The following is a 13,305-nucleotide window of genomic DNA, read 5'->3' as shown; positions in this document are numbered from 1 at the left end:
CATGGCACACGTCATCGATCGTGAGGAATGGGCTGTTCGCTCCGACCACTGGAAGGGCGAACTGCAATGCGGCGCCTACGGTTCCAACTCCTGCCTGATCTTCAACTACCTGCCTGATGAAGGCGGCGGCCCGCGGCTGCACGCCCACCCTTACGCGGAGATCTTCATCATCCGCCAAGGCACCGGGCTGTTCACCGTCGGCGACAAGGAAATCGAGGCTTCCGCCGGCCAGATCGTCATCGTCCCGCCCCACACGCCGCACAAATTCACCAATCTCGGCCCGGGTCCGCTGGAAACGACCGACATTCACGAGAACGGCACGTTCATCACAAAGTGGCTGGAGTAATCCCTATTTGGCGCCAAGCCTGACCAGCACGGCCCTTGGGATGTCGTACTCGCGGATGACGCCATCGTGCTTGCGCAAGCCGCACAACTCGCGTTGGATGAAATAGCCGTGCACCGCCTCGGCGGCTTCCTTGAGAAGCTTGGGACGCAACTGCTCGTCGCCATTGGCGCGCAACCTGGCCAGCGTTTCTTCCACGCGCTGTCCGGCGCGGCCGAGGGCCGCCGCCTTCTCGGCCAGGATCTCGTGGCCAAGCGCGTCGAAGGCCGCTTCGGCCGCCGAAGAGCCGGCAAGATGAGATGGCGGACGCAAGGACATTTCAGCCCCCTTTTTCGAACGACATGCGATGCGTGACGAATTCTTCACCCAACACCGGCTGAAAGCCAAGCCGTTCGTAGAAAACGAAGGCTTCCGGCGGCGCACGGGTGTTCAACACGGTGAAATAGCGGCGTGCGCGATCGATGACGGTCTCGACCAGCATGCGGCCAAGGCCGGCGCGGCGGTGAGGCGCGCCGACGAACAGGTGCCGCACCCGGCCCTGGTCCCTGCCCTCGGCATAAGGATCGATGTTCAGCCCGCACACACCGGCGAGCTCGCGGCCATGCCATGCCCCGAACAACGCCTCGCCCCGTTTCAGGAACTTGTTGCGGCCGCTCGCCCAGCCGTCCGCCAGGCGCACCAGCATCCAGTAGCCTTCCAGCCGGCTCTCATCCTTCAGCCTGTCGAAGGCCGGCGTGGTTGGCCGGAGCCGCTTGAGCACATAGCCGACTTCTGGCATCTCACCCATGCGCCTACTCCGCCGGCCGCGTCTCTTCGAGCACGCTTTCCTCGTGATACAGGAAGCCGCCCGACTGCCGCTTCCACAGCCGCGCATAGAGTCCGTCGAGCGCCACCAACTCGTCATGCGTGCCTTGCTCGACGATTCGCCCGCCGTCCAGCACCACCAGGCGGTCGAGCGCGGCGATCGTCGACAGCCGGTGGGCGATGGCGATCACCGTCTTGTTCTCCATCAGCCGCGTCAGATTCTCCTGGATCGCTGCCTCGATGTCGGAATCGAGTGCCGAGGTCGCCTCGTCGAGGATCAGGATCGGCGCGTCCTTGAGGAAGACACGGGCGATCGCCACGCGCTGGCGCTGGCCACCCGACAGTTTCACGCCGCGCTCGCCGACAAACGCCTCGTAGCCGGCACGATCCCTGTTGTCGCGCAGGCCCAGGATGAAGTCGTGCGCCTCGGCCTTCTTGGCCGCCACGATCACCTCGGCGTCGGTCGCATCGGGCATTCCGAGCTTGATGTTGTCGCGCAGCGACCGGTGGAACAGGGCGGTGTCCTGGCTGACGACGCCGATATTGGCGCGCAGCGAATTCTGCGTGACCTGGGCAACGCTCTGGCCATCGATGGTGATCGACCCGCCTTCCAGGTCGTAGAGCCGCAGGATCAGATTGGCGAGCGTCGTCTTGCCCGCGCCCGATGGTCCGACCAACCCGACCTTCTCGCCCGGCTTGACGACGAGGTCGATGCCGTTCAGCACGCCGAACCCTTTGCCGTAGTGGAACTCGACGCCCTTCACGTCGATACGTCCGCCGGCAACGACAAGCTCCCTGGCGTCGGGCGCGTCGGTGAGGCCGAGCGGCTGCGAGATCAGCGCCTTGGAGTTTTCCAGCACGCCGAGATTTCGCAAAATGCCGTTGAGCTGCATCATCAGCCGGCCGAGCAGCATGTTGAGCCGCAACACCAGCGACAGGGTGAAGGCGACCGCGCCGACGGTGATCGAGCCCTCGACCCAGAGATAGACGGCAAAACAGCCGATCGCCGTGATCATGATACCCGACAGCGTCGTCAGCGCCATGCGCACGCCGGTGAGCTGGCGGGTGAAGGGGCGTAGCGCGTCGAGATAGATGTCGAAGCCGTTCCTGATGTAGCGGTCGTCGCCGTCCGCCGAGAACAGTTTCAACGTCTGCACATTGGAATAGGAATCGACGATGCGGCCATTGATCATCGAGCCCGCCTCGGCCGTCGCTTCGGCGTGCTTTCGGATCGCCGGCACATAGAGCCTGGCCAGCCCGCCAAAAGCCACGATCCAGACCACCACCAGCGCCGCCAGTCTGAGATCGAGCCCGGCGACCAGCGCCAGCGTCGTCACCGTATAGACGATCATGAACCAGACGACCTCGATGAAGCTTTCCATCAGGTCGCCGGTCGCTTGCCCCGCCTGCCAGACCTTGGTCGCGATGCGGCCGGCGAAATCGTTCTGGAAGAAGGCGTAGGATTGGCGCGACACGTGCCGGTGCGCCTGCCAGCGCACCAGATTGTAGAAGCCTGGCGTGATCGTTTGTTCGTCGACCAGCGCCGAGAGGCCGACGACGACGGTGCGAATAACCAGCACCACCGCGATCATGAACACCAGCTCCGGGCCGGCGGCGGTCCACAGCGCATGCCAGCTGCGTTCGCCGGGAAGCTGGTCGAGGATGTCGACCAGCCGCCCGACGAAGTAGAACAGGCCTGCTTCGACCAGTGGCGCGATGCCGCCGATGACAAGCATGGCGAAGAAGGCGAACTTCGCCTGGCCGACATAGTGCCAGAGAAACCCGCCAACGCTGGACGGTGGCCGAAGATTCGCCGGCTCCCTGAACGGAAAGACCCAGTTCTCGAACCAGCGATAGACGGCTGTCATCATGCGGCGGCCATCATTCTGCGGCTTGCCCCTTCGCGATCACGTCGTTGGCGATATCGGCCGGGATGTCCTCGAACAGGAACCCGCCCGACTGGCGCTGCCAGAGCTGCGCGTAGAGCCCGCCCTTGGCGACCAGTTCGTCGTGCGAACCTTCCTCGATGACCCGACCCTGGTCCATCACCACAAGCCTGTCCATCGCCGCGATGGTCGACAGCCGGTGGGCAATGGCGATGACGGTCTTGCCCTGCATGAGCTTGTAGAGATTCTCCTGGATGGCCGCTTCGGCTTCGGAATCCAGCGCCGACGTCGCCTCGTCAAGGATAAGTATCGGTGCATCCTTCAACATTACGCGAGCAATGGCGATGCGTTGCCGCTGGCCGCCGGACAATTTGACGCCGCGGTCACCGACATAAGCGTCGAACCCCTTGCGGCCTTTGTGGTCCGCGAGGCCGCCAATGAAGTCCAGCGCCTCGGCCCGCCGCGCCGCCTCGACAAGCATCTCTTCTGATGCATCGGGCCGGCCGTAGAGGATGTTCTCGCGCACCGAACGATGCAGCAGCGAGGTGTCCTGCGTGACCATGCCGATCTGGGCCCGCAGAGAATCCTGCTTCACGCCGGCGATCTCCTGTCCGTCGATCAGGATCCGGCCGCCTTCCAGGTCATAGAAGCGCAGGAGCAGATTGACCAGTGTCGACTTGCCGGCGCCCGAGCGGCCGACAATGCCGACCTTCTCGCCCGGCTTCACCGCCAGCGACAGGCTTTCGATCACGCCTTTCTGCTTGCCGTAGTGGAAGCGGATGTCCTCGAAGCGGATCTCACCCCTGGCAACGCTGATCTCCTTCGCATCCGGCCTGTCTTCGACCAGGCGCGGCAGCGAGATCGAGGCGATGCCGTCCTGCACCGTGCCGATGTTCTCGAACAGGCCCGACATTTCCCACATGATCCACTGCGACATGCCCCACATTCTGAGAACCAGGCCGATGACCACGGCGACCGCGCCGATCGTCACCACTTGCCCCATCCACAGCCATAGCGAGATGGCGGTGACAGAGAACAGCAGCAGCGCGTTCAGGATATAGAGCGAACCAAAAAGCACCGTTACCAGCCGCATCGACCGATAGACCGTGTCGAGGAAGCCCATCATGCCTTCCCGGGCGAAGGTAGCCTCGCGCTTGGCATGACTGAACAGCTTGACCGTCTGGATGTTGGAGTAGCTGTCGACGACGCGGCCGGTCATGACCGAGCGCGCATTGGCCTGCTCCTCGCCGACCTTGCCCAGGCGCGGGATGAAATAGCGCAGCAACAGGATGTAGCCGACCAGCCAGACGCCGAGCGGCGCGGCCAGCCGCCAGTCGGCCGAACCGACGATGAACAGCATGCCGAGGAAATAGACGATGACGTAGTTGAGCACGTCGATCACCTTGATGACGCATTCGCGCACGGCGAGTGCGGTCTGCATCAGCTTGGTGGCGATGCGGCCGGCGAACTCGTCCTGGTAGAAGCTCATCGATTGCTTGAGCAGGTAGCGATGCACCTGCCAGCGGATGCGCATGGGATAGTTGCCCATCAGCGTCTGCTGGTTGAGCAGCGAATGCAGCCACACCGTGCCCGGCAGCGCGAACAGCACGATGAAGGCCATCGCGGCGAGCTTCCAGCCTTCCGTCTGCAGGAAGGTCTCGCGGTTCTGTGCCGACAGCCAGTCGACGATGCGGCCAAGGAAGCCGAACATCCACACTTCCGCGATGGCGATGGCCGTCACCAGCACCGCATCGACAAGGATATAGGGCCAGGCGCCGCGCGTATAATGCAGGCAGAAGGCGACCAGCGTCTTGGGCGGCTCGACCGGTTCCGCTGCCGGGAACGGATCGAGCCTTCTTTCAAACCAGTTAAACAACAACATGGGTCATGCTCATTAAATCTGTTTTCCGCTTACGCGGCTTGGCGACGTCCGAAGTCCCCGGGCCTTGTGGCGCCGAGGGCCGACGGTCCGGAATCATCCGGACCGTCGGCCCTGCTTCGCGCAATATAGGGGTTCGCGGGCTTTTCGCCGACAGGCTCGCTTGCCGATCCTGACGGCGCGGTGTCGACAAGCCGGATTTTCGCACCCGGCCGGATCAGCCGGATGATCCGGCGCACCAGCGAAGGCCGGCTCGGATCGGGCACCGCGCGCGAAAAATCGACATCCGGCAGCATGCCGCGATGCGGGCGGCGACGGACTTCGGCATGGACCGCCGACGAATAGGTGTCGCCGATCAGCAGCGCCCAGGTCGGCAGCCGGTGGATATGCAGGCTCCTCGAGCCAGGTATTCTGTAGGGATCGAACATCGGTCCGTCCTCCGTATGAAAATAGAGATGGAAAGGCGAAGCAACGTCGTCCGCCGGCATTCGGCCGGAGGCGCGGATTGCGTCTGTCTGGACACGGCGAGCGTCAGTCCAGGCATGCTCAGTTCGGGCGTTCAGCCCTTTTGACTTTTTGAAAAACATCGCAGGATTCCTTCGAGAGCCGAAAAGGTGTTTCGGCGGGAATCGGTGCGATCAAGTCTTAGAGAGTCAGGAGAATTGTCGTACCGAAACCGCCGGCAGGCAGGTAAGCCCACGAGAGGGGCGCTGGATGTGCATGGTCATCATGAGTTTCCCCTCCATCGGTTCGGGTTGACAATGCTGGCCGTATACCCGACTTCGCAAAAAATGGCCACCCGCAGGTCCAGGAATTTCCAAAACCGGGAAGCCCCTGTGGCCGATCTGCCACTTATTAGAAGGACGCGGAAATGAACTGTCGTCTCCGCATCGCGCTCTACCAGCCGGACATTGCCGGCAATACCGGGACAATCCTGCGCTTCGCCGCTTGCCTCGGCCTTGGCGTCGATATCATCGAACCGGCCGGCTTTCCGCTTTCCGACAAGGCGCTCAAGCGCGCCGGCATGGACTACCTCGAAATGGCCGCCCTGACCCGGCACATTGACTGGAACGCCTTCGAGGATTGGCGCAAGAAGGACGGGCGCCGGCTGGTGCTTCTGTCGACCAAGGCGACACCCCCCTACACCAGCTTCAGTTTCGCGGACGGCGACATCCTCCTGTTCGGCCGCGAATCCGCAGGCGTGCCGGATGCGGTCCATCAGGCGGCGGATGCGCGGCTGACCATCCCGATGCAAGGTGCGGCGCGCAGCATCAATGTCGCGCTCTCCGTCGCCATGGTGGCGGGTGAAGCCATCCGGCAGCTCGGATAGAATCCGCGGCCCATCGGCGACGCCACCCTTGCCATTGCTGACGGCAGTGGTTTCTCCAGCCATTCTCACCCAGGCGCACATCGCCCTCTCCTGTCATTTGCCCTACCAACATTTCTTCGCTACAAGCTCAACTTAACTTGAGGTCAAGCGGAAAAAATGGGAAATGGCTCCAGTAACGGAATTGACAGTCGGCCAAGTGGCCATGCGCAGCGGCGTCGCGGTGTCGGCACTGCATTTCTATGAGGCGCGCGGGTTGATCCGCAGCCACCGCACGTCAGGTAACCAGCGCCGCTACGGCCGCGACGTGCTGCGGCGGGTGGCGATCATCAAGGTCGCCCAGGAGGTCGGCATCTCGCTCGCGGAAATCGGCCAGGCATTGGCATCCCTGCCCGAAGGCCGCACGCCGACGCGCGACGACTGGAACCTGCTGTCGACCGCCTGGCGCGACGGGCTCGACCACAAGATCGCCCAGCTGAAGAAACTGCGCGACGGGCTGACCGACTGCATCGGTTGCGGCTGCATGTCGATCGACAAATGCCCGCTCAGGAACAAGGGCGACCGGCTGGCCAGGGAGGGTACGGGAGCGAGGCGACTGTTGGTAGAATCCTAATCTGCCGCCGGCAACCGCCTGATGGTGAATTCGATCAAATCGCCCGGCCGCTCGAACCAGCTTTCGATCTCGGTCCAGTAGGCCTGTTTGGGAAAGCGCTCGAACCATTCCTTGGCCTTGAGGCGCGCATCGGAGCGCGGCAGCACGAAGGTTTCGCGCAGGAAGCCGTCGCGCGGCATGCGCGCGCGTTCGGCCCGGCTCTGGTCGAGCCTTTTTTTCAGGCCATCCAGCGGCGGTCTTGCCGGGGTGCGCACGAAACAACTCCTTGCACCTGGCACATGACCCCGAAACCGGAACCCGAGTTTCGGAAAGGATCATGCGCGAAAGCAAAGTGACTTGACCCTGTTCCCTAAGAGATTAGGGATCGCGCCGGCAAAAGACGAGTCATTTGTAGGGGCGGGCCGCCCCGCAACCGGAGACGGCACTTGGAACGACCTGAAATACCGGCTGGCCTGCCCGCCGACATCGAAGAGAAGAAGATGAAGGCGCGTTTGTGGTTCGAGGCGCTGCGCGAACGCATCTGCAGTTCCTTCGAGCAGATCGAGCAGGATCTCCAAGGGCCCCTGGCCTCGTGGTCGCCGGGCCGGTTCGAAAAGACGCCGTGGGAGCGTGACCAGGGCAAGGGCGGCGGCGGCACCATGTCGATGATGCATGGCCGCGTCTTCGAGAAGGTCGGCGTCCACACTTCGACCGTCTATGGCGAGTTCTCGCCCGAATTCAGGAAGCAGATGCCCGGCGCCGAGGAAGACCCGCGCTTCTGGGCCTCCGGCATCTCGCTGATCGCGCATCCCTGGAACCCCAACGTTCCTGCCGTGCACATGAACACGCGCATGGTGGTCACCTCCAGGCAATGGTTCGGCGGCGGCGCCGACCTGACGCCGGTGCTCGACCGCCGCCGCACCCAGGACGATCCTGACACCGTCGCTTTCCATCGCGCCATGCAATTCGCTTGCGAGAAGAATGCCGGCGTCGCCGACCACCCGAAATTCAAGGCCTGGTGCGACGAGTACTTCTATCTGTCGCACCGCAACGAGCCGCGCGGCACCGGCGGCATCTTCTTCGACTGGCTGCATTCGGGCGAGGACAAAGGCGGCTGGAATGCCGACTTCAACTTCGTTCAGGATGTCGGACGCTCCTTCCTCGTCGTCTACGGCCACCTCGTGCGCGCCAACTTCAACGAGAACTGGACCGACGGCGACCGCGACGAACAGCTCATCCGCCGTGGCCGCTACGTCGAATTCAACCTGCTGCACGATCGCGGCACCATCTTCGGCCTGAAGACCGGCGGCAATGTCGCGTCGATCCTGTCCAGCCTGCCGCCAGAGGTGCGCTGGCCGTAAGATCAGCCAGTTCCGTCTGGAGTTGACAGAGCGGGCGGCGCACGATGCTTTGATGCAACCAGACCGGCCTTCCCGTGTTATAGTCTTCGCCCCCCGCTCACGTCCGGGAATTCAGCCCGAATACACCGTGAGCCAAAAAAAGTGGCGGAGCCTCGATCGGCTCCCCGGAGGAAAAGGAGAAATCCGATGAAGGCATTCCACTGCGGGTCGCTCGTGCCCGGCTGTGAGTGGCATACCCGTGCCGACGAGGAAGCCGAAGTGATGCGCCGTGCCGTCGAGCATATGCGCGAGACGCATGGCGAGACTGTTATCCGCGAGACGATGATCGAGGCGATCCGTTCGCGCATCGAGAAGGTTCGCGACGCCGCGTAGGTTTTGCCCGGCTTTGCTTCGTGGGCGGCGGCAAGCGAACCGCGCCGGCGCTCACCATTGGGAGCAGCGGGTAAAAACAGCCTCCGGCCGTGACGCCCGCGACTCGCGTTCGGCGCCATCGCGGGCGCGGCGCCAGCCAGGCCCTCTCAAGTCAAAATCATATTTGCCTCCGCTAAAGTAAACCCTGCGGTAACCGAACCCATGCCAATGTCGCGCGGATAATCCGGCTACAGTGGGCTGCCAGAGAAGCCCGTCGCCACCAGGCACTGATCCGGAACGGTGGGGCGAGGTGTTTCGCGCATGCGCGAAAAGTCCGGCAATCGAGTGGGTTTCCGCACGGCGGCGCTCCTGCTGTGGGCGCTGGTCGGTGCGTCCCCGGCCATCGCGCAGGAAATGACGACATCGTTGGTCGACATCCATCAGGGCTCGCCGCTCAGCGATCGCGCGAGAGGCCTGGGCAATGGCGGTTACGAACTTCAGAACGGGACCTTTGTCTCGTTCAACCAATGGTACCGCGCGAGCTGGGTCGACATGCATGTCGACCTTTTGACCCAGATCACCGAGGATACCGGCATCCTTTGGGGTTTCGGGACCGGAGAAGAGGGCGAGAAGTATCGGATCGCGCCCAGCCTCAAGCTTGGTTTCCTCACGCAGATGCATCCGAGCCCGAACAGCACGCTTTCCCTGTCGCTCACCACGACCTTTGGCGGCAGGCTCACCGAAAAGTCCTGCGAAGCCGACTATGGCGACTTCGGTACCTACAGCGTCAATTGCCGGCTCGCGGCCAGCCAGATGGCGCCTGAGGAAACCTTGAAATATCTGGTTAACGCTAAACCGGAGAGCCAGCATCTCTGGCTGAACTACCGTGTTACTTTCTGATCGCCGCGAGGCTGCGAATGAGGAATTCATCGCCCCGAAAGCGATCGCTCATCCTGGTTGTTGTCTGACTGGAGTAGGAACATGTCGGGTACTTGCATGAAGTTCGGCCTCGCCGCCGCCCTTGTCATCCTTTCGGCGCCATTCGCGTCGGCGCAGGAGGCCCTCAACGCCGATGAGACGGCCGCGCTCTGCCACGGTGGCGGGTCCATATGTGTGAGCGCGACGATCCCGGCCGCGCCGGCGGCACAGACGGTACAGAACTGGATGAGCCCCGACGTCGGCGCCGCATGGGCCGCAGGGTACAAGGGCAAGGGCGTCACCATTACCATGGTCGACGACTTCAGCAGCACGTCGCGCTTTTCCGGCAATTTCGGCCTCGGGGTTCAAACCCAGCGGCACGGTGAATGGACCCGCGAGGAAGCCAGCATGGTTGCGCCCTTGGCGACGATCAGGTCGAAAGACTTCACCACCGGTTCATACGTCCCGCTGGCGAGCGGTCTGAACGTGCTCAATCTGAGCTACGGCATGTACGCCAAGGCGGGCTACAGCTTAAACCAGATCGGCTGGGCACCGGAGGAAGCTTCGATCATTTCCTACGCCGCCAAAGGGTCGGCAATTGTCTCGAAGGCAGCTGGCAACGACTCGGTTGCCGTGGGCGGCGTCACCGGCGGCCAGCAGGATTATCTCGACCTGGCCCTGGTCGGCAAAGCCTCGGCGATCTTCGTCGGCGCGCTGTCGACCAACGGCACGACGTCCAACAAGGCCCAGCTTGCCTGGTACTCCAACTACGCCGGCTCGAACACGGCTGTGCAGAGCCATTTCCTCGTCGTGGGTGTCACCGGCGACAAGACCGGCCTTTATGGCACGTCCTTCGCCGCGCCGATCATTTCAGGGTATGCGGCGATCATCGGCAGCAAATTCACCAGCGCGACGCCGACCCAGATCACCAACGATCTGCTCAATACGGCTCGTACGGATACGCTGGTCAACTACAACCCCTCCGTCTACGGCAAGGGCGAGGCGAGCCTTTCACGCGCCCTGGCTCCGGTGGCAATCAGGTAGGCGCCTGGCGTTTCGCTCGACGAGCGCGTCGCCTGTATCCGTTAGAGCGCGACGCGTTCCAGAGCAATTCCAGGAAAAGTGTGAAACGGTTTTCCGTCCGGAATTGCGTAAAAACAAAGGGTTAGAGCAGTTCGCCGTTTCCGTGAAACAGTGAACTGATCTAGGTCTCCAGCGCCTTTGCCGCGCGGTCAAGCAGCGCGCCGCGATCCGGCGCAAATCCCGCTTCGATCCATTCCGTCTCGAGATTCTTGAGGATTTCGCCGAGCTTCGGCCCCGGCGTCGCGCCAAGTGCCGTCAGATCGGCGCCCTTCAGCGGAAACACCGGTTTTTCCCATTTGAGGGCGAAGGCCAGCAGACGCGAAAAGCCGCCGGCTTCGAGCATCGCGGCATTGTCCTCGACAGCACGCACCCGCGCGGCAGCGAGCGAGAGCCGCAGCCGATCGACAAACCCTTGCCGGTCGCCGCGATAGAGCCTTTTCGCCAATTCGCCTTCGGTCGTCTTCGGTTCGACGGCCGTTGAAAGTGCCCAGTGGCGCAAGCGGTCTGATTCCACAGTCGAAAATTTGAGCCGCTCGGCAAGCGTCTTCATGCGCGCGGCATCCGGCGGCACGATCGCCTCCAGCCGCAGCATCGAATCCGCTGCCCAGCCCAGATCCTTCTCGGCCTTGGCCAGCCCATGGATGGCGTCGATGCCCCATTTCTCGCTTTCCGGCAGCGCGGCGGTCAGCACACCGGCCTGCCGCATCCACAACAGCGCCCGCGACGGGTCGGGCGCCGACAGAAGCTTCTTCAGCTCGGACCAGACGCGCTCCGCCGAAAGTTGCGCCAGGCCCTCCTTCAGCCGGGCGCAGGCCTTCAGGCCCTCGGCGTCCGGCCGGCCCTCGCCATACCAGGCGAAGAAGCGGAAAAAGCGCAGGATGCGCAGATAATCCTCACGGATACGCGCTTCCGCATCGCCGATGAAGCGCAGCCGCCGCGCCTCGATGTCGGCAATGCCGCCGACAAGGTCGACGACGGCGCCATCCGCGTCCGCATAGAGCGCGTTGATGGTGAAGTCGCGCCGCTCGGCATCCAGCTTCCAATCGCGTCCGAACGACACTTTGGCGCGGCGGCCATCGGTCTCGACATCGGCGCGCAAGGTGGTGATTTCATAGGGCTTGCCGCCGGCGACCACGGTAATCGTGCCGTGCTCGATGCCGGTCGGCACCGGCTTGAAACCTTCCGCCTCGGCGCGGCGGATGGTTTCGTCGGGCAAACAGGTGGTGGCGATGTCGACATCGGCGACCGGCTGGCCCATCAGCGTGTTGCGCACCGCGCCGCCGGCGATACGCGCCTCGTCACCGCCTTGCGAAAGGGCGGAAAGCAGGCGCTGCAAATGCTTGTCGGCAAGCCAGTTGGCCCTGCCAGCGATCGAAACACTCACGCATAGAGCCTTTCATAGAGCGTGCGGATGATGCCGGCGGTGACGCCCCAGATACGCCGGTCGCCATAGGGCATGTCGTAGAAGAACCATTCGAGATCGTTCCACATGCGGCTGTCGCGCTTGTGGTTCACCGGATCCATCAGGAAGCGCAGCGGCACTTCGAAGGCGGCATCGACTTCGTCGGCGTTCAAGGTCAGTTGGAAACCGGGTTGTACGATGCCCAGCACCGGCGCGATGCGATAGCCGCTGCCGGCGACGTAATCGGGCATACGGCCGATGATCTCGATGCGGTCCTGGCCGAGACCGATCTCCTCGAAGGTTTCGCGCAGTGCCGCCGCCTCCGGGCTGGCGTCTGTGGAATCGATAGTGCCGCCGGGAAAGGCCACTTGCCCCGAATGGTTGCGCAGCCTTTCGGCCCGTTTGGTCAGCAGAACTGTCGCCTCGCCGTCATGATCGACCACTGGGATCAACACCGCCGCGTTGCGTAGCGGCTTGCCCTGGTTGAGCCGCGGATGGCCGGGATTGAAGCGATGGTCGCCATAGTCGTCGCCGGCATGCGCGTCCGGCTGCGCGGCGAAGCGCGCGCGAAAATCGGCCGATGAAAACGGCAACCGTGACAGCTGGTCCATCATGCGCTCAGCCGCTGCAACTGGTCCGCCGGCATGATCGGGAACACAGCACCCTTCGAGCGCACGGCGAACATCGTCTCGCCGCCGATCTCGACCTCCTCGCCATGCCCGACCAGTTCGTACATGACAGGCCGCCCCACCAGCGCCTCCAGCCGGCCGCGCACCAGCACATAAGGCTTCAGGCCGCCGGTCTCGTGCTCGTCGACAAAGCGTAGCGGCCGTTCCGGCCCGGCTTCGACCACGTCGCCGACATTGGTGCGGAAGGTGATGATCTGCTCGTCGCCGCTGCCCGAAACATCCATCTCGACGGCGATGAACGGCGCATCGGCGACACGGATGCCGACCTTTTCCACAGGCGTCACCAGGTAGGTTCTGCCATCGGCGTCCTTGCGCAGCACGGAGGAGAAAAGCTGCACCAGCGGCATGCGGCCGATCGGGGTGCCGAGATAGAACCAGGTGCCGTCGGCCTTGATCTCCATGTCGAGATCGCCGCAAAAGTCCGGATTCCAGCGCTCGACGGGCGCCGCGCCTTTGCCGGCCCGCGCTGCGCGCGAGATCAGCGCCTCCAGGGCGCGCGCCTCGGTTGCCTGCGTAAGGCTTTGTTCGCGATGTTCGTCGTGTTCCGCCATCGTCACGAAATAGTCACTGTTGTTCCGCTTGTCAGCCTAAGTCTGTGATTTAAGTTCGACCATAGGCGCTACGCGAGGCCGAATCGCGGCAACCTATGATATGGTGCAGGCTGGTATTT

The 13,305-nt window shown here is 63.3% G+C and carries 16 protein-coding genes; 7 read left to right on the top strand and 9 right to left on the bottom strand.

Features of this window, described 5'->3' with window-relative positions; translation table 11 throughout:
* Position 1: 1 nt before the first annotated feature.
* The gene (locus JN279_RS12730) at positions 2 to 346 is read left to right on the top strand and encodes a cupin domain-containing protein (protein WP_095201909.1); all 345 of its coding nucleotides are present in this window, start codon (positions 2 to 4) and stop codon (positions 344 to 346) included.
* A gap of 3 nt (positions 347 to 349) precedes the next feature.
* Here the strand turns inward: JN279_RS12730 and JN279_RS12725 are convergent, their stop codons facing one another.
* Genes JN279_RS12725 through JN279_RS12705 form a run of 5 tightly spaced genes read right to left on the bottom strand, consistent with a single transcriptional unit; the run spans position 350 to position 5,340 of the window.
* Positions 350 to 661, bottom strand: a complete 312-nt coding sequence (locus JN279_RS12725) for a DUF6665 family protein (RefSeq protein WP_096449356.1) — start codon at positions 659 to 661, stop codon at positions 350 to 352.
* 1 nt (position 662) lies between these two features.
* Positions 663 to 1,130, bottom strand: a complete 468-nt coding sequence (locus tag JN279_RS12720) for a GNAT family N-acetyltransferase (protein WP_096449358.1) — start codon at positions 1,128 to 1,130, stop codon at positions 663 to 665.
* A 4-nt stretch (positions 1,131 to 1,134) separates the two neighbouring features.
* Positions 1,135 to 3,018, bottom strand: coding sequence for an ABC transporter ATP-binding protein (locus tag JN279_RS12715; protein ID WP_202352918.1), 1,884 nt, complete (start codon positions 3,016 to 3,018; stop codon positions 1,135 to 1,137).
* Between the two features lie 10 nt (positions 3,019 to 3,028).
* Positions 3,029 to 4,915 carry an ABC transporter ATP-binding protein gene (locus JN279_RS12710; RefSeq protein WP_202352917.1) on the bottom strand — a complete coding sequence of 629 codons (1,887 nt, stop codon included), beginning with the start codon at positions 4,913 to 4,915 and terminating at the stop codon, positions 3,029 to 3,031.
* Between the two features lie 29 nt (positions 4,916 to 4,944).
* A complete protein-coding gene (locus JN279_RS12705; RefSeq protein ID WP_096457771.1) occupies positions 4,945 to 5,340 on the bottom strand; it encodes a hypothetical protein in 396 nt (131 codons plus the stop codon).
* Positions 5,341 to 5,783: 443 nt separating this feature from the next.
* On the opposite strand from JN279_RS12705, the gene JN279_RS12700 reads away from it, so the two are divergent.
* Both JN279_RS12700 and soxR read left to right on the top strand, forming a co-directional pair.
* Entirely contained in the window at positions 5,784 to 6,242 is a 459-nt protein-coding gene (locus JN279_RS12700) for a tRNA (cytidine(34)-2'-O)-methyltransferase (protein ID WP_202352915.1), read from the top strand.
* Positions 6,243 to 6,405: 163 nt separating this feature from the next.
* Entirely contained in the window at positions 6,406 to 6,852 is a 447-nt protein-coding gene (gene soxR, locus JN279_RS12695) for a redox-sensitive transcriptional activator SoxR (RefSeq protein ID WP_096449366.1), read from the top strand.
* Here soxR and JN279_RS12690 read toward each other — a convergent pair.
* Positions 6,849 to 7,106, bottom strand: a complete 258-nt coding sequence (locus JN279_RS12690; protein ID WP_023770299.1) for a hypothetical protein — start codon at positions 7,104 to 7,106, stop codon at positions 6,849 to 6,851. The genes soxR and JN279_RS12690 overlap by 4 nt on opposite strands.
* 171 nt (positions 7,107 to 7,277) lie before the next feature.
* Here JN279_RS12690 and hemF point away from each other — a divergent pair, with 171 nt between their 5' ends.
* The 4 genes from hemF (at position 7,278) to JN279_RS12670 (ending at position 10,505) form a co-directional block, all read left to right on the top strand.
* Positions 7,278 to 8,192, top strand: coding sequence for an oxygen-dependent coproporphyrinogen oxidase (hemF, locus tag JN279_RS12685; protein WP_202352914.1), 915 nt, complete (start codon positions 7,278 to 7,280; stop codon positions 8,190 to 8,192).
* Between the two features lie 186 nt (positions 8,193 to 8,378).
* Entirely contained in the window at positions 8,379 to 8,564 is a 186-nt protein-coding gene (locus JN279_RS12680) for a DUF1059 domain-containing protein (RefSeq protein WP_202352913.1), read from the top strand.
* A 300-nt stretch (positions 8,565 to 8,864) separates the two neighbouring features.
* Complete coding sequence (locus JN279_RS12675; protein ID WP_202352912.1) at positions 8,865 to 9,443, top strand: hypothetical protein; 579 nt, start codon at positions 8,865 to 8,867, stop codon at positions 9,441 to 9,443.
* Positions 9,444 to 9,524: 81 nt separating this feature from the next.
* Positions 9,525 to 10,505 carry a S8 family serine peptidase gene (locus JN279_RS12670; protein ID WP_096449374.1) on the top strand — a complete coding sequence of 327 codons (981 nt, stop codon included), beginning with the start codon at positions 9,525 to 9,527 and terminating at the stop codon, positions 10,503 to 10,505.
* A 160-nt stretch (positions 10,506 to 10,665) separates the two neighbouring features.
* On the opposite strand, the gene JN279_RS12665 is transcribed toward JN279_RS12670, so the two are convergent.
* Genes JN279_RS12665 through JN279_RS12655 form a run of 3 tightly spaced genes read right to left on the bottom strand, consistent with a single transcriptional unit; the run spans position 10,666 to position 13,186 of the window.
* On the bottom strand, positions 10,666 to 11,928 hold the full coding sequence (locus JN279_RS12665) for a CCA tRNA nucleotidyltransferase (protein ID WP_202352911.1): 1,263 nt from the start codon (positions 11,926 to 11,928) through the stop codon (positions 10,666 to 10,668).
* Positions 11,925 to 12,557, bottom strand: coding sequence for a CoA pyrophosphatase (locus tag JN279_RS12660; RefSeq protein ID WP_202352910.1), 633 nt, complete (start codon positions 12,555 to 12,557; stop codon positions 11,925 to 11,927). Before JN279_RS12660 ends, JN279_RS12665 begins: the two co-directional genes overlap by 4 nt.
* The gene (locus JN279_RS12655; RefSeq protein WP_202353706.1) at positions 12,557 to 13,186 is read right to left on the bottom strand and encodes a DUF1285 domain-containing protein; all 630 of its coding nucleotides are present in this window, start codon (positions 13,184 to 13,186) and stop codon (positions 12,557 to 12,559) included. The genes JN279_RS12660 and JN279_RS12655 overlap by 1 nt, the downstream gene beginning before the upstream one ends.
* Between the last annotated feature and the right edge of the window lie 119 nt (positions 13,187 to 13,305).

Source organism: Mesorhizobium sp. 113-1-2, assembly GCF_016756475.1.
GTDB classification, from domain to species: Bacteria; Pseudomonadota; Alphaproteobacteria; order Rhizobiales; family Rhizobiaceae; genus Mesorhizobium; species Mesorhizobium loti_C.
Note: the sequence above shows the minus strand (reverse complement) of the source record. Positions and strands in the feature narration are given on the sequence as shown.

Excerpts from the sequence above, each read along its gene's own strand:
- JN279_RS12730 (WP_095201909.1), top strand. The coding sequence starts at position 2 with ATGGCACACGTCATCGATCGTGAGGAATGGGCTGTTCGCTCCGACCAC.
- JN279_RS12705 (WP_096457771.1), bottom strand. The coding sequence starts at position 5,340 with ATGTTCGATCCCTACAGAATACCTGGCTCGAGGAGCCTGCATATCCAC.
- JN279_RS12655 (WP_202353706.1), bottom strand. The coding sequence starts at position 13,186 with ATGGCGGAACACGACGAACATCGCGAACAAAGCCTTACGCAGGCAACC.
- JN279_RS12670 (WP_096449374.1), top strand. The coding sequence starts at position 9,525 with ATGTCGGGTACTTGCATGAAGTTCGGCCTCGCCGCCGCCCTTGTCATC.
- JN279_RS12700 (WP_202352915.1), top strand. The coding sequence starts at position 5,784 with ATGAACTGTCGTCTCCGCATCGCGCTCTACCAGCCGGACATTGCCGGC.
- JN279_RS12710 (WP_202352917.1), bottom strand. The coding sequence starts at position 4,915 with ATGTTGTTGTTTAACTGGTTTGAAAGAAGGCTCGATCCGTTCCCGGCA.
- JN279_RS12675 (WP_202352912.1), top strand. The coding sequence starts at position 8,865 with ATGCGCGAAAAGTCCGGCAATCGAGTGGGTTTCCGCACGGCGGCGCTC.
- soxR (WP_096449366.1), top strand. The coding sequence starts at position 6,406 with ATGGCTCCAGTAACGGAATTGACAGTCGGCCAAGTGGCCATGCGCAGC.
- JN279_RS12715 (WP_202352918.1), bottom strand. The coding sequence starts at position 3,018 with ATGATGACAGCCGTCTATCGCTGGTTCGAGAACTGGGTCTTTCCGTTC.
- JN279_RS12720 (WP_096449358.1), bottom strand. The coding sequence starts at position 1,130 with ATGGGTGAGATGCCAGAAGTCGGCTATGTGCTCAAGCGGCTCCGGCCA.
- JN279_RS12680 (WP_202352913.1), top strand. The coding sequence starts at position 8,379 with ATGAAGGCATTCCACTGCGGGTCGCTCGTGCCCGGCTGTGAGTGGCAT.
- JN279_RS12725 (WP_096449356.1), bottom strand. The coding sequence starts at position 661 with ATGTCCTTGCGTCCGCCATCTCATCTTGCCGGCTCTTCGGCGGCCGAA.
- JN279_RS12660 (WP_202352910.1), bottom strand. The coding sequence starts at position 12,557 with ATGGACCAGCTGTCACGGTTGCCGTTTTCATCGGCCGATTTTCGCGCG.